Origin of the sequence: Bacillus cereus ATCC 14579, from assembly GCF_000007825.1 — a bacterium.
Taxonomy (GTDB): domain Bacteria; phylum Bacillota; class Bacilli; order Bacillales; family Bacillaceae_G; genus Bacillus_A; species Bacillus_A cereus.
Map to the genome: position 1 here is coordinate 4,943,396 of NC_004722.1, position 23,829 is coordinate 4,967,224.

Below are 23,829 nucleotides of genomic sequence, written 5' to 3' on the forward strand. Positions count from 1 at the left end.
TCGCTTGTTTCATATCATTAGTTTAGAACTAAACTTAATAAAAGTCAAATACTTATTTTTAATAAGTACAAAAAGCACAGCGCTATTTCTCCACTATGCTGTACATTAACTTTCTACTCTTATATTCATCTAATTTCCTCTCCGCGAACTTCCTCGCATCTTTTTCAATCCACCGCTCTTCGTACCGTTCACTTCCCACATACAATATATCTCTCTTATGCTGCATCGCATGGCGGAATTCATGCAGTAGCGTTTTGAGAACTTGATCATACTCTTCCCACATACAAACGAAAATTAACTGCTTTTCTTTATGATAAAAACCACCTACTGGGAATAGGAACTCTTCTTCCTCTTCCCCTAATGATAGAAGCACATCATTTGCATCACACGTATCACAAAAAATAACGGGCGTTTTACATACTCCAATAAGAGAAAACACATCCTCTCTCAACTTTTTGACATCCCAAGGAAGCTCCGAATCCAACACATACCAATTCTCTACCTGTTGATATACATTTTGAAACTGGAGTTCCATTTCTCTTTATTCCCCTTTCCAAGCACCCTTTTTCTATATGTATGCCACAATATGGTAAATATTAAACGTATTCTTTCATCCTTGAAAAAATGCCAATAAAAAAGGAATCTACGTCGACATAGATTCCTTTTCTGTAATCACTTTTTTTTCATCATTTTTTTTAATACAAAATAACCAATTGCACAAACAATAGCAGCAAGTGCAAAGTATTTCACATATGGCCCCGCAACTTTATTAATACTTTCCCACTCTGTTCCTAATTTAAAACCTAAATATACAAACACAATTGACCACGGAATAACAGCTAATGTAGTTAGCGTAATAAACTTAGCATGTGACATTTTCGCAATACCCGCTGGTATCGAAATAGCATGACGCACAACCGGAATAAAACGTGCGGTAAAGATAACGCCAGTTCCATAACGATTAAACCAATCTTCAGCATAATCAATATGTTTCTTCTGAATTAAAATATATTTTCCATATCGCTCAAGAACAGGTCTTCCTCCATATCGACCAATCCAATAAATGAATAGTTGTGCAATTACACCACCAATTGTACCGAACGCGACAGCGCCCCAAAATGTAATGCTTCCTGTTGATACTAAATAACCTGCATAAGACAATACGATTTCACTTGGAATAACCTCTAGCATTAATCCAAGCATAATTCCCCAATAACCAAGTCCTTCTAAAAAAACTAAAACCGAATGGATCAACTCTCCTAACATCATGTACCTCTCTTTACTGTTTTCATTACAAAAATGAAAGTACAAGCAGGAAATATCTTGTACTTTTATTTTTTAAAATTTAGTTTAGTTAGTCTTCGTATCCCACTTAAAGATTTTATTTAAGAATTTATATACATTCCTCGACTCTTTTGTCAAAAGTGGGCCTAAAATGGATAGTATAAGCACGTATAGTGCTGAGAATGGTTTCAGTACTGACATTAAACCACCGGCGATACCGATATTAGCCATAATGATGGAGAACTCTCCTCTTGAAACGATTGTTAATCCGATATTTGTTGATGCTTTATGAGATAATCCAGCTTGTCTTCCTGCAATCATTCCTGCTACAAAGTTACCGATTATCGTAAGAAGGACAGCACCTAACGTTAACCATATCGCTCCGCCTAATGAGAACGGATCAATACTTAACCCGAAGCTGAAGAAGAAAATAGCTCCGAAAAAGTCTCTAAATGGAACAACAAGATGTTCAATTCGGTCACTATGCTCTGTCTCAGAGAAAACTAATCCTAGAAGAAGTGCTCCAATTGCTTCTGCAACGTGAATTGTTTCTGAAAAACCAGCAATGAAGAATAATGAAGCAAATACTACAATAATAAAGATTTCATCTGAGCTAATATTGAGCAATTTATTTAATAACGGCGTAGCCTTTCTAGCTACTATAAAGAATAGAAGCATATATCCTAAAGCAATTCCAATTGAAGTAAGGGCACCTAAGAAGGAAGCGTGATCTCCAAGTACTAAACCAGAAACAACTGATAAATATACAGCAAGGAATATATCTTCAAACATAATAATTCCTAAAATTAATTCGGTTTCATTATTACCAGTTCTTCTTAAGTCCACTAACACTTTAGCAACGATAGCACTAGAAGAAATCGTAATAATACCCGCAATAATTAAGATTTCTAGTAATGGGAATCCCATTATAAATCCGTATAACAAACCAAGTGAAAAGTTAATTAAAATATAAATCGTTCCGCCAATCGCAATAGAGCGTCCAGATTTAATTAGTTTTTTCATTGAAAATTCTAATCCTAGATAGAATAGAAGGAATAGAACCCCAATCCGTCCAAGGAAGGAAATTACACTTGCACTTTCAATAAATTTGAGATCGATAACACCTATTGTCGGTGCATGCGGTCCTACTAACATTCCAAGAACGATTAGAAAAGGAATTACTGAGAATTTAAATTTTCCAGCAATTACTGCTGCAATTGCCACTAAAACTAAAGCTGTACCAACTTCAAAAATTAACGTATCCATCTAATCAGTCCCCCCTATTTGAAAGTAATTCATTAATGATTTTTTTAATTTCTTCTCTCTCACCTGAAACTACAAGCATATCTCCTTCTTCAATTACTGTTTCTGGTCCTGGATTAAATAACTTCTTCATGTTCTTCTTCATAACCGCGATTATTGTTACGCTATATGTTTTTCTTATTTCAAGATCGCCAATTGTTTTTCCGATTGCTGGAGCTGTATTCTCCACTTTGAACCACTCAATCGCTAAACCTTCAAAAACCATCTCAACATTTTCTAACGCCCTAGGCTTATATACCATTCCACCTAATATTGCAGCGATTTGTCTCGCCTCTGAGTCACGTAACGAAATACTTGAGATGCTTTCTTCATGATCTGAATCAAAATGATACATTTCTCTACGACCATCATCATGAATGACAATTACCATCTTTTCGTTACCTTTCGTAACGATTTGAAACTTATAACCAATACCTGGAAGTTCACTTTCTCTAATATTCATTTTTAGCTCCTCCATAACTTATTTATTTTAATTTTCTGTTTTTCTGTCTTTTATTCATCCAATCAACTTTAGAAATTCTAACCACTCAGGATATTTGTGATTTGGAAATCTTTTATTGTAATAATAAGTGGACCCTAAAAAGATACTTAAAGATGTAATGATAAAAAATATATTACTTCTCATTTTCAAACTCTCAAGGCTTACTTTCCATAAAGAATTTTCTTTCAAATTATCCCCACCTTCTCGCTTTAAATTTAGTTTTTTAAAATGTAAATAATTCTAAAAATATTACGATGTAACATAATCATAACACAAAAATGATTTAAGTAACATAATTTTTTAGAAAAATTGATTCTCGTATATTTTTTGCATATAATTTTCTTATTACGAAAAAAAGGAAGTGTATTATATGGTTGATATCTTTAGCAGATTCCTTGAGGTAACGAATAATATTTTATGGTCATATATTCTTATTGCAATGCTAATCGGCTTCGGTCTTTACTTCTCTTTTAAATTAAAATTTGTCCAAATTACTCATTTCAGTGAGATGGTCAGCTTAATTAGTAAAGGGTTTAATCGAAAAGAAAAAAAGAAAGATAGCATCTCACCATTCCAAGCATTTTGCTTAAGTGCAGCAGCACGTATCGGTATCGGAAACTTAGCTGGTGTAGCATTAGCAATTTCAATGGGTGGACCTGGCGCAATATTTTGGATGTGGTTTATCGCAATTATCGGAGCAGCTACTAGTTTTGTAGAATGTACACTTGCGCAAATTTATAAAGTAAAAGATGGAAGTAGGTTCCGTGGTGGACCAGCATATTACATGGAAAAAGGGTTAAACAAACGCTGGATGGGCGTCTGGTTTTCACTTCTTATTACAGTTGCGTACGGATTAATTTTCAATTCAGTGCAAGCAAATACAGTAACAATAGCGTTTGAAAATGCTTTTGGACTAGAGCGAACAATCGTAGGAGCTCTATTAGCCTTATTAGTTGCAGTTATTATTTTTGGTGGCATTAAGAGCATTTCACGTATTACAGAAATGATTGTTCCGCCAATGGCAATCGTTTATATCGGCGTGGCTATTTTTGTCGTTATTAACAACTTCAGTATGTTACCAAGCATTTTCATGGAAATCTTTAACGGTGCATTCGGTTTAGACCAAGCCATCGCTGGTGGTATTGGAGCAGCAATCAAGTTCGGAATTCAGCGCGGTTTATTCGCTACGGAAGCAGGAATGGGTAGCTCTCCTAATGCAGCCGCAACATCTGATGTATCTCACCCTGTAAAACAAGGGCTTGTTCAAGCATTAGGCGTTTTCGTAGATACATTCTTAGTATGTACATCAACAGCATTTATCGTATTATGTTCTGGACTTTACAAAGGATCAAATTTAGAAGGTATCGAATTAACACAAAACGCATTAAGTTCACAAATTGGACCGTGGGCAAGCACTTTCTTAGCGATTATTATTTTCCTATTCGCTTTCAGTTCACTTCTAGGAAACTACTATTATGGTGAAACAAATATCGCATTCATTAAAGAAAGTAAAACATGGTTAATGATTTATCGTGTTGCAGTTGTCGGAATGGTATTCTTCGGATCAATCGCTGCTCTTAAAACAGTTTGGAGTTTAGCTGATTTATTCATGGGACTAATGGTATTCACAAACTTAATTGCCATCTCATTCCTTAGCAAATTTGCTTACGCTGCATTAGTAGACTATTTGAAGCAAAAGAAACAAGGAAAAGATCCTGTCTTCGTTGCAAACTCTATCCCTGGCTTAAAAAATACAGAGTGCTGGGATGGGCAGGATGTAGAAGAAAAACAAAAGGCCGTTTAACAAATAAAAGCGAAGTGGCTCGTTCAGAACAGGAGGGTGTTGGAACTCCTGATTACGAGGCGCTTTTTGCCTCGAATGAAGGATTGAAACAACCGACTGTTCTAGCCGCTGGAGCTGGATATCATTTAAAGCGGAAGCGGCTCATTCAGAACCGCAGGACACTTCAAGCTCTCGACCTTGAAGCGCTTTTTGCTTCGAGCGAGAGAGCGAAATGACCGACTGGTCTAGTCACCGGAGCTGGATATCACTAAAAGCACAAGCGGCTCGTTTAGAACAAGAGCCATATCTCAAACAAAGGCCCTATTACTTCACCGTAATAGGGCCTTTTATTTACAACAGTTCATAATTTGTTCAAATTAATTCCAGCAAAAGGGTTGATTTATAGAGATTACTAGATTATAATGATTATAAATTAGTAATTGATATCACATAACAACTCAAAAGGAGATTGATCATAATGAACAAACAAGTAATCGAAGTATTAAACAAACAAGTAGCAGACTGGAGCGTTTTATTCACAAAACTTCACAACTTCCATTGGTACGTAAAAGGACCTCAATTCTTCACATTACACGAGAAATTCGAAGAACTTTACACAGAATCAGCTACTCACATTGATGAAATTGCAGAACGTATTTTAGCAATTGGCGGCAAACCAGTAGCAACAATGAAAGAATACTTAGAACTATCTTCTATTCAAGAAGCAGCATACGGAGAAACTGCAGAAGGGATGGTCGAAGCAATCATGAAAGACTACGAAATGATGCTAATCGAACTGAAAAAAGGCATGGAAATCGCTCAAGACTCTGACGATGAAATGACATCTGACCTACTACTAGGCATCTACACAGAACTAGAAAAACACGCTTGGATGCTACGTGCGTTCTTGAATCAATAATAATTAAAAGCGGAAGCGGCTCGCTCAGAATCGCAGGGCATTGGAGCTCTCGACCTTGAAGCGCTTTTTGCTTCAAGCGAGAGAGCGAAATGACCGGAGATTCTAGCCGCTGGAGTTGGATATTACTTTAAAGCGGAAGCGGCTCGCTCAGAACAGGAGGGTGTTGGAACTCCTGATTACGAGGCGCTTTTTGCCTCGAATGAAGGAGTGAAACAACCGACTGTTCTAGCCGCTGGAGCTGGATATCATTAAAAGCGGAAGCGGCTCGTTCAGAGTCGCTTTTTTATGTAATGGTCGCACTTAACGGTACACGAAATTATATCAACGATTTTTCAAATATATCGATCATAACTCGCAATATATCAACGATTTTTTCATTATATCGATCATTACCCGCAATATATCAACGATTTGACAAAGGATATCAATTTGCCGACAAATCACGACAATATCAGCGCCCCTCTCCCCTACTTTTATCAATATATTACAATCTCATCTATGTTAAAATATAGGAAACACCCTTTAGCTTTTCCAAATTCATCATTTACTACTTAAATGACGGGAGTGGTTCAGTTGAAAGACTACTTAATTAGAGCATTTTTTGCGTTAATAACCGTTGGGATTCTCTTACTTATAGCTAATATTTTCAATATACGTGTCGAGGTTAAGGACTATGCTTTCCTCGTTGTCGTAGCAATTGGTGGCGGCTGGGGTGGCTGGTACCTGTATAAAAAACAAAGCAATCAAAATGATAAAGGCATTCCAAAGTAATATGGAATGCCTCTTTTATTGCCTTCTGTAATAAATAATGAAATTCAGACCACTAATACAACCAATCACAATAAACATACAAAACGATTGTGGATCTCCACCTAGATTATACTCATCAACGATAAATCCGGACATAAACAACGTTATCGCTGAAACACCGATACACAATACCGAGATAAACCAAAGCGAAAATTCATTAATCAACTCTTTCTTCTGTCTCAAAACAATTAGCATAACAAGAATAGACGCTGCTAAAATACTTTTAAAAACCGGACGTAAATATACGAACTCCTCCATCTATCTCTCCTTTCCCCAAAACATTACATCTAAACATTAACATATTTAACCAAATTAAAAACACATGCCATCTTAAATTAAAACGACATGTGTTTCCGTATTTGCTATGATAGTTGCTTCCACTTCGTTCCCAAAACAGGACGCTCATAATTTTGGATTGCATGAATTAGTTTATCTGCTGTCTCAGCTGAAACGATCAATTCTTTATTTGATGAATTCATAAATCCTTCTTCTGCTGCACGTTCAACCATTTGCAAAATTGGTCCGTAAAAACCTTTTATGTTTAATAAACCAACCGGCTTATTATGTATACCAATTTGTGACCAACATACAACTTCAAATAGTTCTTCAAACGTTCCGTATCCGCCTGGAAGCGCAATAAAAGCATCCGCAAGCTCTGCCATTTTCGCTTTACGTTCATGCATCGTCTCTACTTCAATTAATTCTGTTAATCCTGTATGCACAATTTCTCCTCGGAATAGACCGCGCGGCATAACACCTGTTACACGTCCACCTAAACGAAGAACTTCGTTTGCTACTTCTCCCATTAATCCAACACATGAACCACCGTATACAAGCTCATACTCGTTCTCAACAAACATTTTACCTAACTGAATTGCCTGCTCTTTGAATTCTGGTCTCTCCCCTAAATTAGAACCTGCAAACACACAAATCTTTCTCATCCCTACACCCCGAAACTATATATTGTTATGATACAATTGACATTGTACAACATATTGAGGAGATGAGGAAGAAATGGATATCGTTGCATTTCAAAGATGGGTTGAGGAATTTTACGAAAAACGAAGCTGGTCACAGTATAATGCCTTTATTCGCTTAAATTTCTTAACCGAGGAAGTTGGGGAAGTTTCACGAGTCGTTCGTGCTATTGAAATTGGCCGCGATCGCCCTGATGAAGATGCGAAAACAGAAGAAGAGCTAAAACAAGAACTAAAAGAAGAACTTGGCGATGTACTATCTAACCTTATTATTCTTTCGCAAAAATATGATTTAGACTTACAAGACATTATGGACGCACACGTCGCAAAGCTTTCAAAAAGGTTCGAAGTATCTAAATGAGAATATTATCAATTATGGTATAATATTCTTGTCACAATACTAAGGGGGATTTTATGTTATCAAAAAAATTGCACGACGCATTAAATGAACAAATGAACTTTGAATTTTACTCTGCCCATGCTTATATGGCAATGGCTGCTTACTGTACAGCTGAGAGCTATGATGGATTCGCTAACTTTTTCCTTGTACAAGCTGAAGAAGAACGTTTCCACGCAATGAAGCTTTACAACTATATTAATGACCGCGGAGAGCGCGCTATTATTACTGGATTTGATAATCCGAATAACGAATACGAATCTGTATTAAACGCTTTTGAAGTCGCACTTGAGCACGAGCGTGAAGTAACGAAACGTATTTACAACTTATCTGATATCGCTTGGGACGAGCGTGAACATGCAACAATTACATTCTTAAAATGGTTCGTTGACGAACAAGTTGAAGAAGAAGCTTCATTCGATAGCATCATTCAAAAATTAAAACGTATTACAAGCGATTCAAACGCACTGTTTATGCTAGATGCTGAATTAGAGAAACGTACATTTACGCCTCCAGCTGAGTAATATTTCAATCACCTTAATACATGTATTAAGGTGATTTTTTTGTTTGCTCTCTATCTTAAAATCTCCTTAAATTTCCTCATATTTGACATAGTGCCAGATATAAAATGGTATTATTTTCAATATAAAAACGAATATACGAGGAGAGGAAAAATGAATCAACGTGTAGAAGCTGTTGATGCAATTCGTGGTTTCGCTTTGTTTGGCATTTTACTAGTCAATATGACATTAATTCAATTTGGGTTCTTCACCAGTGAAAAACCAACTTATCTATTTGGCGATCTTGATAAAGGTGCTAATTGGTTTATTCAATTTTTCGGCACACATAACTTTATATCCCTATTTTCTTTTCTATTTGGGCTTAGCATTATTTTGTTACAAAAAAGTATTATCGCAAAAGGAAAAAAATTCTTCCCCACATACATAAGACGTATTATCATTCTTTTACTACTCGGCTACATTCACGGCACTTTTGTTTGGGAGGGAGATATTTTATTTGCATACGGAATAATCGGGATTTTTTTAATGATATTCATCAATCGAAAACCGAAAACTTTGCTTATTTGGGCGATTATTCTACTCGCACTTATTACACTTATGTCTTATCAAACTGATCCATCTACAAATATAAATGATTTCGCACCTTATACTGAAAAAGAACATAAAGTCCATCAAACTGGAAGCTATATGGATCACGTCAACTTTAGATTGACTGAAAATCCTTTTGATTACATGGGAATTGACGGTGCATTCGGATTATTTTTCATATCAGTTTTCGCAATAATTTTCATGTCTCCACTGTTCCTACTCGGAATGTATGTAGGGAAAAAAGGCTGGCTATTTGAGGTCAGTAAACATATACCTGCTGTCAAAAAAATATGGTTTGCCACCGGTCTCTTCTCTTTTACAATTAAAATCTTAGCTATGTTCATAAAACACCCGGTTTTAATTATGTTACAAGATGGCCTTACACCAGTAACTATGACCTTCTTTTACGGAAGCACAATCATTTTATTATTCCATTACAAAAAAGCAACCCGTCTACTAACATACATGGCGAACATGGGGAAAATGTCCGTTAGTAATTACTTAGCGCAATCTATTATCGCAACAACCATTTTTTACGCATATGGATTTGGCTTATACGGGAAAATCGGCTATTTCTTCGGTATTCTTTTAACCATCGGAATTTATACGATTCAATTATTCGTTAGCACCTATTGGCTCCAGAAATACCGAATGGGGCCAGTGGAATATGTGTGGAGACTGGGAACTTATTTAGAGAAACCACGTTTTAAAAGAGACTTGGATAAAGCAAGTTAAACAAAAAAAGCAATGAGCCTACGCTCATTGCTTTTCTTAATTTATTAAAGCATAACCCCAACGATAATCGCTGATAATATACTTACTAACGTTGCCCCGTATACAAGTTTTAAACCGAATGATGATACAACGTTTGCTTGTTTGCCATCGATACTCTTCGTTGCACCTGCGATAATTCCGATAGATGAGAAGTTCGCAAATGATACAAGGAAGATAGATAAAATACCTACTGTACGAGCTGATAAATCACCAGCTACTTTACCAAGATCAAGCATTGCAACGAATTCGTTCGTTACTAATTTTGTTGCCATAATTTGTCCTGCTTGTAACATCTCTGATGTTGGAATACCCATTACGAATGCTAATGGTGAGAAGATATATCCTAAAATGCTTTGGAATGTGATTCCGAAAATTGAATCGAATACACCATTAATTGCTGTAATTAATGCCACGAAACCGATTAACATCGCCGCTACTGTTACAGCGATTGAGAAACCAAGCATAATATATTCGCCTAACATTTCAAAGAATGTTTGTTTCTTGTCTTCTTGTAATTCTAAAATATCGTCTTCTTCTTTTACTTCATATGGATTAATAATATGAATGATAATGAAACCACTAAATAAATTTAATACAAGTGCTGTTACTACATATTTCGGTTCGATCATTTTCATATAAGAACCAACGATTGACATCGACACTGTCGACATAGAAGATGCACATAATGTATATAAACGATGTTTTGGGATTTTACTTAATTGATCTTTTACTGTAATAAATACTTCTGCTTGTCCAACAATGGCAGCTGCTACTGCGTTATATGATTCTAGTTTTCCTAGACCATTTACTTTACTTAACAACGTACCAATAGCACGAATAAATATCGGTAAAATTTTAAAGTGTTGCAGAATTCCGATTAAAACCGCAAAGAATACGATTGGTAATAACGCTGTTAAGAAGAATGAAACCTCTCCTTTATTAACAAGACCACCAAATACGAAAACGATTCCAGCTTCCGCATATCCAAGAAGTGCGCCAAATCCATCTGAAATTCCTTTTACTAAAATATAACCAACTTGCGTATTTAATAAGAAATAAGATAATGCTAGCTGAATAATAAGCATAATTGCGATTGGTTTATACTTAATCTTCTTTCGATCGGCACTTATAAGAAAACCGAGTACAAATACAACGAGTAATCCTACAAGGAACATAACAAACTTCATTAATAAAATCCTCCATTTAACTCTTCATTAACGTTGAACGTCTGACCATTCAAAACAAGAAATAATCCGAACTTTCCATTTCTCCTCCAAAATCTTCAATTGGATAGGAAAGATCATAAAACCTCTTATTTCAAAGGCATTTTCCATTCTAACACAAATCACAACTCATATCCGCACTTTTCTTTAAAAAATTACATTTTATTATAAAACGTCTATGAATGTTCGGCTTTTACTATCTGCAAATAGTTGAATAAAACAAAAAAAGAGCATCAAGTTTCACTTGATGCCCTTTTCATTATACCGCTTTTTCTTTATCAGCTACCGCTGACTCACCCCAACACTCTGTATTGTTCAAACCTGGAATAGACTCCGCATAAAAGACTGGATCTTTCCCTTGTTTCTTTTGCTTAATATAATCTGATAACGCTGCGAAAGCATACTTAGAAAGGAATACAATTGCTACTAAGTTAATAACAGCCATAATTCCCATAAATAAATCTGCTAAATCCCAAACGATTTGAATTGTCGCTACAGATCCTAGCATAACCATACCAAGTACAGCAATGCGGTATGCATTTAATAGCACTTTACTTCCATTTAAGAATTCAATATTTGTTTCACCATAGTAGTAGTTACCTACTAATGAACTGAACGCAAACAAGAAGATTGCCACTGCTACAAATATAGAAGCCCATGGACCGATATGTTGACTTAACGCCTGCTGCGTTAATTGAATTCCGTTTAAATCAGCTGCATTATGCACATCTGATAAAAGAATAATAAATGCTGTACAACTACAAATTAATAATGTATCAGTAAATACCCCTAAAGTTTGAATGAAACCTTGTTTAACTGGGTGCGTTACGTTTGCAGTCGCTGCTGCGTTCGGCGCACTACCCATACCTGCTTCATTTGAGAATAACCCACGTTTTACCCCTAATAAAATCGCAGCTCCTAATCCTCCGCCTACTACTTCTTTAATTCCGAAAGCATGTAAGAAAATTTCTTTAAATACATATGGAATTGCCGTAATGTTTGTTACAACAACGAATAATGCCACCGCTACATAAATAATTGCCATTACTGGAACAATCATTTCAACCGCGCGAGCAATTCGTTTTACTCCACCGAAAATAATAACTGCAAGTAAACCAGCCATAACAAGACCTACTAATCTACTATCTGTTTTGAACGCCCCATCAAAGGCAGCCGCTACAGTATTAGACTGTACAGCGTTAAAAATCAATCCGAAACTTACTGTTATTAGAACAGAGAACACAACACCTAACCAGCGTTTCTTTAAACCCTTTTCCATATAATACGCTGGGCCCCCACGGAATGCATTCCCATCTTTTACTTTATAAATTTGCGCTAATGTGCTCTCTACAAATGCAGAAGCACCCCCAATTACCGCGATTAACCACATCCAAAATACTGCTCCTGGACCACCTGCTGAGATCGCAATAGCTACACCAGCTAAGTTACCAGTACCTACACGAGAAGCTGTACTCATACAAAACGCTTGGAATGATGATACGCCGCTCTTCTCTTTTTGCGCTTTCCTCGTTTTCGAGCTTGCCCCATCCCCAAGCAAACGAATCATTTCACCGAAGTAACGAACTTGGACAAATTTCACACGAAATGAAAAATAGAGCCCTAACCCAATTAACATCGCAATAATGATATATGACCAAAGGATATTATTTATATCCCCAATTACCTTAGCTAAAAAATCCATAATTGCATTGCCCCCTCTTCCTAACAATAAGAAAATTATATTCTAAAAACTTTTAGTAATCAAGAACTTTATGTCAGGTTTTATAACATCAGTACGTTAACTCTTTTAACATACGTGTTTTTTTACATGAAAATATAGCCATTACATGCATTTATCCAATACTTAATAACTTATCCTATTCGACCAGCCATACTTTTAAAACAGTACGTTCCCCACAAATAACGAGAGAAACAAACAAAAAAGTTATATTAATAATTACCTCTCACCCTTTTCATCATTTACTACAACAAAAAAGGCGAGCATCGAATTTACCTCGATGCTCGCCTTTTCAATTACACTGCTTTTTCTTTATCTGTTACCACTGGCTTATCCCAGCACTCTGTATTCGTTAAACCAGGAATAGAATCTGCACTGAAGACTGGATCTTTCCCTTGTTTCTTTTGCCTTACATAGTCTGTTAATGCCGCGTACGCAAATCGGCCAAGAAGTGTAATCGCAATTAAGTTCGTGATTACCATTAGACCCATAAATAAGTCTGCCATATTCCATACAACTTGAAGCGTCGCAACAGAACCGAATAATACCATTCCAACTACCGCAATACGGTAAATTGTTAACCACGTTTTGCTTTGCTTAATAAATTCAATATTTGTTTCACCATAATAGTAGTTTCCTAAAAGAGAACTAAATGCAAATAAGAAAATAATAATCGCTAAGAAGCTACTTGCCCATGGGCCGATTTGTGAGCTTAATGCATTTTGCGTTAATTCAATACCTTCTAAATTTGTTGCTTTATATGCACCAGAACATAGTACGATAAATGCTGTTGATGTACATACTAAGAATGTATCTACTAAAACGCCGATCGTTTGAATAAAACCTTGTTTTGCTGGATGCGTTACATCAGCTGTTGCTGCCGCGTTCGGCGCACTACCCATACCTGCTTCGTTCGCAAATAATCCGCGCTGAATACCATATTTCATCGCAGCACCGATACCGCCACCTACAGCTGAATCTAAACCGAATGCACCTTTAAAGATTTCCGTAAACACATCTGGTATTAAATAGAAGTTTTTAATGACAACAAAAATAGCTACCGCAATATAAACAAGCGCCATTGGCGGAACAATCATTTCCGACATACGTGCAATACTTTTTACACCACCAAAAATAATAACCGCAACTAATGCAGCTAATACAATACCAACAATATAACGCTCTAAACCAAATGCATTTTCAAACGCTAATGTTACTGTATTCGCTTGTACTGAGTTAAAAATTAACCCGTAACTAACTGTAATAAGGATAGAAAACCAAATTCCCATCCAACGTTTATTTAAACCTTTTTCCATATAATAAGCAGGACCACCACGGAAGCCACTGCCATCTTTTACTTTATAAATTTGGGCAAGCGTACTTTCTACGAAACTTGAAGAAGCCCCGATAATCGCAATAACCCACATCCAAAATACAGCTCCAGGTCCTCCCATAGATATAGCTAATGCTACACCAGCTAAGTTACCGATACCAATACGAGCTGCTGAACTCATACAAAATGCTTGGAAAGAAGATACACTACCTTTTTTACGCGTCTTTCCAGTTAATCCATCACTCATAGTCGAACCATTTCCCCTAAATGAGTAATTTGTACGAATTTCAATTTAATAGAAAAATAAAGACCTAAACCAATTAACATTGCAATAAGAATATATGACCAAAGAATTGTATTTGTTGATGAAATAAATTGCTCTAAAATATTCATACAATTAACCCCTCCTTTTCTCCATAAAACGAATTATATTTAAAAAACATTCAAAAATCAACATTTTTCGACAATTTGCAATTTCCAAATATTAGCCAGGTTCACAGTAACAATGTCCTTATGACTGACTACCCTCCCTCTAACTGTGCATACTAAAACAAAAAATAAATTCACAAACAACCCTATTGACAAAAATACCAACCTGTAACTATAATGATTACAACAGGTTGTAACAAACCTAATTACAACAAATTCATTTACTTTCAGATATACACTTTAACAAAACACTTTGGAGGGATTTATTATGAAAATCGGAATTATCGGAGCAACTGGTAAAGCAGGAAGTCGTATTTTAAAAGAAGCATTGGATCGCGGACATGAAGTAACTGCAATCGTAAGAAACGCTGCAAAAATTACAGAAGAAAACGTAAAAGTTTTAGAAAAAGACGTATTTTCTCTTACATCTAACGACTTGCAAGCATTCGATGTAGTTGTAAATGCATTCGGTGCTCCAGCAGGACATGATCACCTTCACGTAGATGCAGGAAACGTACTAATTGAAGCGATGAAAGGTGCACCTAACACAAAATTAGTTGTAGTTGGTGGCGCTGGAAGCTTATTTGTAGACGAAGAGAAAACAACACGTGTATTTGAGACACCAGGTTTCCCGGAAGAATACCTTGCAACAGCTCAAAACCAAGGTAAAAACTTAGAAATCTTACAACAAACAAATGATATCACTTGGACATTCATCAGCCCTTCTGCACTATTCGCATTAGGAAAACGCACTGGTTCTTATAAAGCTGGTAAAGACAACCTGCTTGTGAACGCAAAAGGTGATAGCTACGTAAGTTATGAAGACTTCGCAGTTGCAGCACTTGATGAAATCGAAAATCCAAAACATGTAAACGAACGCTTCACAGTAGTTTCTGAAGCTGAATAATAAAAAAAGCTCGTAAAACATTATGTTTTACGAGCTTTTTCTTATTATTGCACTTGCTCTAATCCATTTTGAGTAATCTTAAAGGATATTTCTTGCCCCTTCATCGCATCCTCTTTTTTAACTAACTCATTCTTTTTGTACCAATTCAAACGACTCGGTTCCGCATGGTATACTTTCAGCACATCTCCATACTCAAATGCCGTTCCATTTACTTGCCCAGCAAAATTCTTTGAAGTCTCTTGTCCTTCTGCCGTTACATGCTTTTTCTCATTTCCATTTTGATCATAAATCGTAAGGCCTATATACTGCTCATTTACAAAGCGATAATGAATCTCCTCATTTGTAAATGTTGCATGTAATTTCTTTTCAGCGTGGTTTAACGTAACAATTGAACGTGTAACATCGGACACACCTTGATAGACTAGACTATCCCCATATGTCACTTCTACAGGAACTTCCGTCACCTTCTTATTTCCAAATCGATCTTTCGTTTCTACTTTCACTTTTTGCTGACCAATTTTTGTCGTATCTATTTCCCCTACAAAACCTACTACTTCTCCACCCTGTACTTCAACAAAGTTCTTCGCGTCTAGCGTTTCGCTATTTGTTCCGATTACTACTTGCTGCGGATTTGCTTTTACTGTTTGCTCACCGTCTAATCTTTCAAATCCATTTTCAGTTATTTTGAAGACTAATTCCTTTATCTCTTTACTTTTTCCTTCGCCCACATATACATCTTTTTGATACCAATGTAAACGAGAAGATTCCGCATGATATACTTTCACTACATCTCCATACTCAAATGCAATTCCATTTACTTCCTTAGCAAATTCTTGCGTATTCTCTAAACCTTTTACTGCTATATTTTTCTTCACTCTTCCTTCTTTATCGTACAATGTGAATTCAAAATACTTTTCATCTTTAAAGTAATCATGAATTAGGTTCTTTGTATCTGTCGCACTCAGTTTTTTCGTATCATGATGCAAAGTTACAATTGATTTCAAGTCACCATCTCTATAGCTCAGCCCATATACAAGTAGGCTATCTCCATATGTTACTGTTAGAGGAACTTCTGTCACTTTCTTATTTCCAAATCGATCTTTCGTTTCTACTTTTACTTTTTGTTCACCGATTTTTGTTGTATTTGGTTTTTCTACAAATCCAACTACTTCTCCATCTTTTACTTCAACAAAGTTTTTTGCATTTATTTTCTCTACATCTGTTCCGATTACTACCTTCTGTGGTACTGCCTTTACCTCTTGTAAAGTTTCCATTCTTTCAAAGCCTTTTTCAGTTACCTTGAAGAATAATTCTTTTTCTACTTTCGCCTTACCTTGGCCAGCAAGGCTATTATTTTGATACCATTTCAAGCGGTCCGGTTCTGCATGGAATACTTTTACTACATCACCATATTCAAACTGCATTCCACTCACTTGCTCCGCAAATTTCTTTGAAGTTTCTTGTCCTTCCGCTGTTACACGCTTTTTTGTGTTCCCATTTTGATCATATAGCGTAATCCCCATATACTCTTCATTTACATAACGATAATGAACAGGATTACCTGTAAACGTTGCGTGCAGTTCCTTTTTATCATGTTGCAATGTTACAACCGAACGTATTGCATTATCATTAGCATGAAATACTAAACTATCTCCATAAATTACTTCAAGCGGCACTTCTGTTATCTTCTTATTTCCAAAAGCATCCTTCGTCTCTATTTTTACTTTTTGTTCTCCAATTTTTGATGTATTTGGTTTTTCTACAAAACCAACCACTTCTCCATCTTTTACTTGTACGAATTCTTTCGGATCTAGTTTGTCTACATCCATTCCGACTACTACTTTTTGCAGTTTCGCCGTCACTTCTTGTAAACTATCTTTTAATTCGAACCCTTGCTCAGTTATTTGGAATAATTTCTCTTTTTTATTTTTAACTTTTCCTTGATCTACAAGTTCGTTATTTTTAAACCACTTCAAACGGCTTGGTTCTGCGTGGAATACTTTTATTACATCACCATATTCAAAATCCAATTCATTTAGTTCCATCGCAAATCTTTTTCCCGTTTCTTGTCCTTCTGCTGATACAAGTTTCTTTTCAATCCCATTTCGATCATATAGCGTTAAGCCCATATATTCTTCTTTTTCAAAACGGTAATGTATTTCATTATTAGTAAAGTTTACATTTAATTTCTTCTTATTGTGGTGAAGTGTCACTGTCGACATTACATCATCTGAAAGTCCTTGAAAAACTATACTGTCATCATAAAATCCGTTAACTTGGATAGGAATTGAATTTTTATTTCCTTTCTCATCCCCAATTTCTACTAACACTTCCTGTTTCCCATTCTCTAATTTAGGCCATACAATCTTTCCTGTTACTTTTACATTCTCACCTAAATTTCGAACAAGCTTACTTGCTTCATTCTCGTCAGAATCTGTACCAACTAAAAGATTTTGTACTTCATTAGCAGGTTCACCATACGGAACCTTATACAGTTCAACTTGCTTCTCACGAATATCATTACTATCTGTAGCTTTCCAGATTTCCTTTTCTAATTTAGGTAACTTTGATTTTTCTATTTTCTCTCTAATATCATCATTTGGTGTTAATCCCCACTCCTCAAAGAAAGGAATTAAATTTTGCCCTGCCACTTTTGATGTCATATAAATAAATAGCTGCTTTTTCTCTTCATCAGAATGAGGCATTTCACTCTGAGGTAACAAACGATAAGCTTGATGTAACCTAGGATAAAAATGTTCTCCATACACTACATTTAATTGCCAAAACATTGTAAGAGGATTAATGTCATCAATGAATCTTTCTGCTTTAGGCTTCTCTAAATACTCAAATGAGTTTTTATAGTGCTCATCCATTTCTAATTGATTCCCTAACGCCTTTTGAACAGCTAATGAGTAAATATTTACTGTTACTTCCCTTACTTTAGACCACTTCCACGGTTCTTGCTGATGTAAATGACCAACTTCATGCCACGGTCCCCATCCATCCTTCTCAAGTACCTCTATATCTAAAACTCTATTCATTGCAGTTGGAATATATCCTGTATGATAATGTTTCGCAAACATAAAGTCCCCTTTAGCAAGCTTCCGTTTTTCAACAAACTGAACATAATGAGTTGGAGATTTTGCAACCCCAACACTGTCCTCAGATAATCCTGCCACTGCGTTTTCTAAACGGATAATCTTATCATGCAATTTCATTAAATCTGTTGGATCCGTATTCTTCATATATTTCTGCACAGAATCGTAAGTAGTAGTAATTAAGCTTCTCTCACCTTTTAATTCAACTGCATAAAGATCCTTATATTTTTTTAACATTTCATCCCAATCTTTTTTCGTATGCTTACCTAAAATAAATAAAGGAAAGTGACTACCACCATTTGTAACGGAAGCTGTTACTTCTCCTTCGTTATTCATATTATAAAAATATAAAATACCGCCTCTTGAAGATGAAATAACATTTTTTCCTGGTTTTAAATTAAACTCCTCTGGGTCCTTTTCATCATAAGATCTCGTTCCAATAAAAGCTTGGATAGACTGCGTTCCTTTTATGTCAATTGTAATCTCTTCATTTGGCTCTGCATAAATTCCAGTCGGTTCATTAGCGGAAAGTTTCCAAGTAACTCTTAAACGATTATTTTCTTCTTCTACGCTACCTTTCCCCGGCAACTGGAATACTCTCTGCTCAAATTTATTCTCTTCCAACTGCCCGCCCTTATTCTCTTCCAAAGGCGCCGCATATCCTTTTGATGCTTCGAAAGCTACTGGTGATAATAATGTAGATATACATATACCTGCTACTAATACCCTACTCTTTTTCTTCTTTGACATAATCTGTGTCCCCTGTCCTTTTTTTAGACAAACCATCCTATATATTCGTTTAATGAAAAATCCTATTATCTTTATAAAAACATTTAACGAATAGACTAACACCTCGCGCACCTGTATCTATTACTACCGCATTTCCCTCCATGTATTCGCTTTCTTACATTGTACAATTTTTATGTAATATCCCCTCCTCACTTCTCTCTATTTGTGATGAGTTCTCTTGCTACATAAAAAAGAGAATAGTAAAAGATATTTTTCAGTATTGTCATCTATACATCTAAAAATGTGAACAACAATATATTTTTACATTTTCTTCATATATGACCATCTATAGGTAGTTTTTCCAACTGAATTGTACACGCTTTACACTTTGTTTGATAGCCTCTCTAATTAGAATAATGTTACAATTTCGTGAATAAAATCCATTTATTGTAACGTTTAGATTTCTCCATATTTTATTATTTTTAAATACTTCTTCAAACGTTAAAATAGTGTTTCACTCGATTAATTATTATCTTGATATATCTTTAAAGGATTCATATGAAAAAGCATTGGCATATACCAATGCTTTTTCATTATCTCTTTTGATTCGGTTTATTCGGTTTATGCGGTTCATTTGGAGTATATGGCTTATTTGGTTTATTTGGAGCCTCAGCCTTTTTCCAACTTACCGCTAACTCTGGACTTGTTTTTTCTTCACTACGCTCAAGTAATACTACTGCATTTTGAATAGTCGGTGTACCTTTATGCGCAATCCCTTGTAATTTCGTTAAATTTCCTGATACTTTAAAGCTAAATCCACCAGCTGGTGTTTGTTTCGGAATTAAAATGCGGAACTTTTCTCCTACATTAAATTCTGTTTTTGTTTCGCCTTTTTCATTTGCAAATTTCACGCCCGCTGGTGCACCTGTTGCTTGCACTTTATACGTTCCGCTTTTTGCATTTGTTTCTACTGTATATAAGCCTGTTTCAAAGAAATCATTTTTTAAGACTGCTTCTTGTTCTTCTGTAGGAGTTACACTCATCGTAATTTCTTGTAGCTCTTCGCTAGCGTTTGCTTTTGCAACGATATCTTTTGTTACTTTCTCTACATTTTTATTTCGGAAATCTAAATCATTAACATCAATTTGTTTTAACGCATTCCATACTGCAAGCTGCGTTGCGTAATGCGCCTCTCTCCAATCAGATACTCCTAATTCTTGTGGGCTCTTTTGTGGATATCCATTCAACAGTACACGGTACACATTAATATCCACTTTACCCATTTCTGGTAAATCTTGACCACTCGGAGATTTTAAATCTACATTTAAGCAAAATGCAATTTTTCCATCTGCCGTTTTAATAAGTTCTGTTCGAATTGGTTTCTTCTTTGACTTACTATAACTCCAATTCATTTCATACTTTGTATGATCCATAACTTCTGCGAATGCTTTTTGAAGTGGGAATAATACAAATAAGACACTTAAAAACATAGCTAAAAGTTTGAACGATTGCTTTATATTCATGTTTACAGCCCCTTAATAACAAACTTAATACTAAGTAGTATTTATTTAGAAACTATTTTTATGCAAAAAAAAGAGTGCTTTTAAGCACTCTTTTTTCTTACCTTAATCTTAGAAATCGAAGTTATCAGGATCTGGACCAACGCGATGATTTTGATTTAACGCATCGATTTTTTCCATATCTTCTTTCGTTAATTCAAAGTTAAATACATCTGCGTTTGCAATAATGCGGTGTTCTTTCGTTGATTTTGGAATTGTGATTACTCCATTTTGAAGATCCCAACGTAAAATAACTTGCGCTGTTGTTTTACCGTGTTTCTCAGCAATCTCTTGTAATGTTTCGTTATCTAATAATTGACCTTGCATTAGTGGTGACCATGCTTCCATTTGAATACCTTGTTCTTTACAGAAAGCTTGTAGTTCTTTTTGTGTTAAACGAGGGTGGTATTCTACTTGGTTAATCATTGGTTTAATTTCTGCATCTTTCATTACATCTTGTAAGTGATGGATTTGGAAGTTACTTACACCAATTGCACGTACGCGCTTTTCTTTATAAAGTGTTTCTAGCGCTCTCCATGTATCTTTATATTTTCCTTCTGAAGGCCAGTGAACAAGATATAAATCTAAATAATCTAGTCCTAATTTTTTTAGACTCTCTTCGTATGCAGCGATTGTTGTTTCATACCCTTGATCTGCGTTCCATACTTTTGAAGTAATAAATAATTCTTCTCTTGCAATACCAGTCGCTTCAATACCTGCACGAATTCCTTCACCTACAGCTTTTTCATTTCCGTAAATTGCAGCTGTATCGATGCTGCGGTATCCTGCTTTAATTGCTGATTTTACAGCTTCTACAAGTTCTGGTCCTTCTTCTACTTTAAATACACCTAAACCGAACCAAGGCATTTCTACACCGTTATTTAATACTGCTTTACTTTGTAAGTTTTTCATTTTATTTTCTCTCCTTTTATTTTACTTGATCTCTTTTTTCTAATGTCATGCTCCACGCTGTTAAAATAACAGCGGCTACTACCATAAGGCCACCTACCCAAGCAGTATGGATTAATCCTAATGAATTCGTTACAAGGCCACCTATATAAGAACCTAAAGCGATCCCTCCGTTAAATGCGGCAATATTAATTGCTGAAGCAACATCAACCGCACTCGGAACAAAGCGCTCTGCCAATATAACTACATATACTTGTAGCCCCGGAACATTCATAAATGCGAATAGTCCCATGAAAATAATTGTGATTAATCCAGCTACTTTAAATGGCGCTGTAAATGTTAAAACAAATAATATAATCGCTTGAATCAAGAACATGTAAAATAGCGCTCGAATCGGATTATGATTCGATAATTTTCCGCCGACCATATTCCCTATCGCAATTGCGATTCCATACACTAATAAAATGATAGTAACAGTACTTGCTTCAAATCCTGTTACTTCTTGTAATAACGGAGATAAATACGTAAATGTTACGAATGTACCGCCGTATCCAAGTGCAGTAATAATGAAAACAAGTAATAGTCTTCCATTTTTAATTAATTTAAATTGATCACGAAACGATACAGGTACACCATTTTTTAAATTAGATGGGACGAGTATACTGTGTGCGATGAAAGCAATAATTCCAATTACAACAATCGCCATAAATGACGCTCTCCAGCCAAATTGTTGACCGATAAATGTTCCAATTGGCACACCAGTAATAGTCGCAACTGTTAATCCAGTAAACATAATCGCAATTGCGCTAGCACGTTTATTCTCTGGTACGATTGCAGCTGCAATTGTAGATCCAATTGACATAAACACACCATGTGCAAACGCAGATACAATTCTTGCAATAATTAATACAGTGAAGCTTGTTGCTACCGCCGCAATGCCATTACCAATAATGAAAATAACCATAATCCACATTAATAATGTCTTTCGCGACATACTAGCCGTTAACGCTGTTAAAACAGGAGCTCCTACCGCTGCTCCTAACGCATATAAGGAAACCGTTAAACCGGCTGTTGTAACCGAAACATTTAAATCTTTTGAAATAGATGGTAGTAAACCAACACTAATAAACTCGGTCGTACCAATCCCAAACGCACTAATTGCTAGCGCTAATAAAGCAAACATACTTCTTCGGCTCGTCTGAGCTTCCGAAGATGGTACTGTATATGAACTCAATTGAATTCCTCCTTATTACAAGAAATCCAATCATAATAGTATGATAAAAAGGCCCTTTTATCTTCTAAAAAATATATTTCATACTTACAAATGCTATTATGAATGGTTTCATTCCTTTTTTGAAGAACGCACTTTAAAGTACGATAGGCACTAAAAAGTAACATAGTCACTTTTTGGTACCGTACTACTCATTTGCCTCTTACATGTGCTATTATGAAACATATTTAACATAATAAAAAGTACGTACTTTAAAGTGCTATAGGTACTAAAAAGTAACATTTGTATGATTTAACTTATTTTACTCACAAAGGGAGGATTTCATATGAAGAAATACAATATTCCTGTAGAGGCGACTTTAGAAGTTATCGGCGGAAAATGGAAGGTTGTTATCCTTTGTCACTTAACGAAAGGTACAAAGAGAACGAGTGAACTAAAACGTTCCATGCCTGGTATTACACAAAAAATGTTAACACAGCAATTACGTGAATTAGAAGACGACGGCGTCATTCAAAGAAAAGTATACAACCAAGTCCCACCGAAAGTAGAATATTCTCTTACCGACTACGGTTGGTCTTTAGAATCCATTCTTGATTCTCTTTGTTCTTGGGGCGAATGCCATCTTGAAAAAGAAGGTAACACATCGATGCTAATTGCAGAAGGTGAATAATAGGAAAAAGGAAAAAACGAACATGAATTTGTTCATTTTTTCCTTTTTTTCTATATATATATGTACATTTCTAACTGGAACAAAATATTTTATACGCTTTCATACCTTGTCAGCACTACGTTATACACTCAATATCAAATAATTAG

General features: G+C 35.6%; 20 protein-coding genes and 1 pseudogene. 8 read left to right on the plus strand and 13 right to left on the minus strand.

Going from position 1 to position 23,829, the window contains the following annotated elements; translation table 11 throughout:
- Window positions 1-82: 82 nt before the first annotated feature.
- From BC_RS25130 to BC_RS25145, 4 genes are all read right to left on the minus strand, one after another.
- Window positions 83-535: a DUF3920 family protein gene (locus tag BC_RS25130; protein ID WP_000422808.1), complete on the minus strand. Its 453-nt coding sequence runs from the start codon at window positions 533-535 to the stop codon at window positions 83-85.
- Between the two features lie 137 nt (window positions 536-672).
- A complete protein-coding gene (locus BC_RS25135) occupies window positions 673-1,266 on the minus strand; it encodes a DedA family protein (protein WP_000900214.1) in 594 nt (197 codons plus the stop codon).
- Window positions 1,267-1,350: 84 nt separating this feature from the next.
- Window positions 1,351-2,550, minus strand: a complete 1,200-nt coding sequence (locus BC_RS25140) for a cation:proton antiporter (protein WP_000380225.1) — start codon at window positions 2,548-2,550, stop codon at window positions 1,351-1,353.
- A gap of 4 nt (window positions 2,551-2,554) precedes the next feature.
- Complete coding sequence (locus BC_RS25145) at window positions 2,555-3,049, minus strand: cation:proton antiporter regulatory subunit (protein WP_001026075.1); 495 nt, start codon at window positions 3,047-3,049, stop codon at window positions 2,555-2,557.
- Window positions 3,050-3,458: 409 nt separating this feature from the next.
- Between BC_RS25145 and BC_RS25155 the strand changes: the two genes are divergently transcribed.
- The 3 genes from BC_RS25155 to BC_RS25165 all read left to right on the plus strand — a co-directional run bounded on the left by BC_RS25155 (window position 3,459) and on the right by BC_RS25165 (window position 6,561).
- Complete coding sequence (locus tag BC_RS25155) at window positions 3,459-4,892, plus strand: alanine/glycine:cation symporter family protein (protein ID WP_000227591.1); 1,434 nt, start codon at window positions 3,459-3,461, stop codon at window positions 4,890-4,892.
- A 457-nt stretch (window positions 4,893-5,349) separates the two neighbouring features.
- Window positions 5,350-5,790 carry a Dps family protein gene (locus tag BC_RS25160; RefSeq protein WP_001041894.1) on the plus strand — a complete coding sequence of 147 codons (441 nt, stop codon included), beginning with the start codon at window positions 5,350-5,352 and terminating at the stop codon, window positions 5,788-5,790.
- A 573-nt stretch (window positions 5,791-6,363) separates the two neighbouring features.
- Window positions 6,364-6,561 (plus strand): hypothetical protein, encoded by a 198-nt coding sequence (locus BC_RS25165; RefSeq protein WP_000656312.1) that lies wholly within the window; start codon window positions 6,364-6,366, stop codon window positions 6,559-6,561.
- Between the two features lie 15 nt (window positions 6,562-6,576).
- On the opposite strand, the gene BC_RS25170 is transcribed toward BC_RS25165, so the two are convergent.
- Window positions 6,577-6,858 carry a hypothetical protein gene (locus tag BC_RS25170; RefSeq protein WP_000390911.1) on the minus strand — a complete coding sequence of 94 codons (282 nt, stop codon included), beginning with the start codon at window positions 6,856-6,858 and terminating at the stop codon, window positions 6,577-6,579.
- 104 nt (window positions 6,859-6,962) lie between these two features.
- On the minus strand, window positions 6,963-7,526 hold the full coding sequence (locus BC_RS25175; RefSeq protein WP_002026558.1) for a TIGR00730 family Rossman fold protein: 564 nt from the start codon (window positions 7,524-7,526) through the stop codon (window positions 6,963-6,965).
- Between the two features lie 88 nt (window positions 7,527-7,614).
- Between BC_RS25175 and BC_RS25180 the strand changes: the two genes are divergently transcribed.
- From BC_RS25180 to BC_RS25190, 3 genes are all read left to right on the plus strand, one after another.
- Window positions 7,615-7,938, plus strand: coding sequence for a MazG nucleotide pyrophosphohydrolase domain-containing protein (locus BC_RS25180; RefSeq protein WP_000355744.1), 324 nt, complete (start codon window positions 7,615-7,617; stop codon window positions 7,936-7,938).
- A gap of 53 nt (window positions 7,939-7,991) precedes the next feature.
- Window positions 7,992-8,498, plus strand: coding sequence for a ferritin (locus BC_RS25185; RefSeq protein WP_000949403.1), 507 nt, complete (start codon window positions 7,992-7,994; stop codon window positions 8,496-8,498).
- A 150-nt stretch (window positions 8,499-8,648) separates the two neighbouring features.
- Entirely contained in the window at window positions 8,649-9,818 is a 1,170-nt protein-coding gene (locus BC_RS25190) for a DUF418 domain-containing protein (RefSeq protein WP_001076347.1), read from the plus strand.
- Between the two features lie 44 nt (window positions 9,819-9,862).
- On the opposite strand, the gene BC_RS25195 is transcribed toward BC_RS25190, so the two are convergent.
- The 3 genes and pseudogenes from BC_RS25195 to BC_RS25205 form a co-directional block, all read right to left on the minus strand.
- Window positions 9,863-11,044 carry a NupC/NupG family nucleoside CNT transporter gene (locus BC_RS25195; RefSeq protein WP_000673842.1) on the minus strand — a complete coding sequence of 394 codons (1,182 nt, stop codon included), beginning with the start codon at window positions 11,042-11,044 and terminating at the stop codon, window positions 9,863-9,865.
- A gap of 295 nt (window positions 11,045-11,339) precedes the next feature.
- Window positions 11,340-12,782: an alanine/glycine:cation symporter family protein gene (locus tag BC_RS25200; RefSeq protein ID WP_000346373.1), complete on the minus strand. Its 1,443-nt coding sequence runs from the start codon at window positions 12,780-12,782 to the stop codon at window positions 11,340-11,342.
- A gap of 332 nt (window positions 12,783-13,114) precedes the next feature.
- Window positions 13,115-14,544: pseudogene (locus tag BC_RS25205) on the minus strand (alanine/glycine:cation symporter family protein).
- Between the two features lie 304 nt (window positions 14,545-14,848).
- On the opposite strand from BC_RS25205, the gene BC_RS25210 reads away from it, so the two are divergent.
- Window positions 14,849-15,487, plus strand: coding sequence for an NAD(P)-dependent oxidoreductase (locus BC_RS25210; protein WP_000689900.1), 639 nt, complete (start codon window positions 14,849-14,851; stop codon window positions 15,485-15,487).
- 44 nt (window positions 15,488-15,531) lie between these two features.
- Here BC_RS25210 and BC_RS25215 read toward each other — a convergent pair whose 3' ends face one another.
- The 4 genes from BC_RS25215 to BC_RS25230 all read right to left on the minus strand — a co-directional run bounded on the left by BC_RS25215 (window position 15,532) and on the right by BC_RS25230 (window position 22,965).
- Window positions 15,532-19,335, minus strand: a complete 3,804-nt coding sequence (locus BC_RS25215) for a putative mucin/carbohydrate-binding domain-containing protein (RefSeq protein WP_000038265.1) — start codon at window positions 19,333-19,335, stop codon at window positions 15,532-15,534.
- Between the two features lie 572 nt (window positions 19,336-19,907).
- Window positions 19,908-20,837 (minus strand): thioester domain-containing protein, encoded by a 930-nt coding sequence (locus BC_RS25220; protein WP_001022531.1) that lies wholly within the window; start codon window positions 20,835-20,837, stop codon window positions 19,908-19,910.
- Between the two features lie 108 nt (window positions 20,838-20,945).
- Window positions 20,946-21,785, minus strand: coding sequence for an aldo/keto reductase (locus tag BC_RS25225; RefSeq protein ID WP_000793532.1), 840 nt, complete (start codon window positions 21,783-21,785; stop codon window positions 20,946-20,948).
- A gap of 16 nt (window positions 21,786-21,801) precedes the next feature.
- Window positions 21,802-22,965, minus strand: a complete 1,164-nt coding sequence (locus BC_RS25230) for an MFS transporter (RefSeq protein ID WP_002195880.1) — start codon at window positions 22,963-22,965, stop codon at window positions 21,802-21,804.
- Window positions 22,966-23,338: 373 nt separating this feature from the next.
- On the opposite strand from BC_RS25230, the gene BC_RS25235 reads away from it, so the two are divergent.
- Window positions 23,339-23,683, plus strand: coding sequence for a winged helix-turn-helix transcriptional regulator (locus tag BC_RS25235; protein ID WP_000760481.1), 345 nt, complete (start codon window positions 23,339-23,341; stop codon window positions 23,681-23,683).
- Window positions 23,684-23,829: the final 146 nt, after the last annotated feature.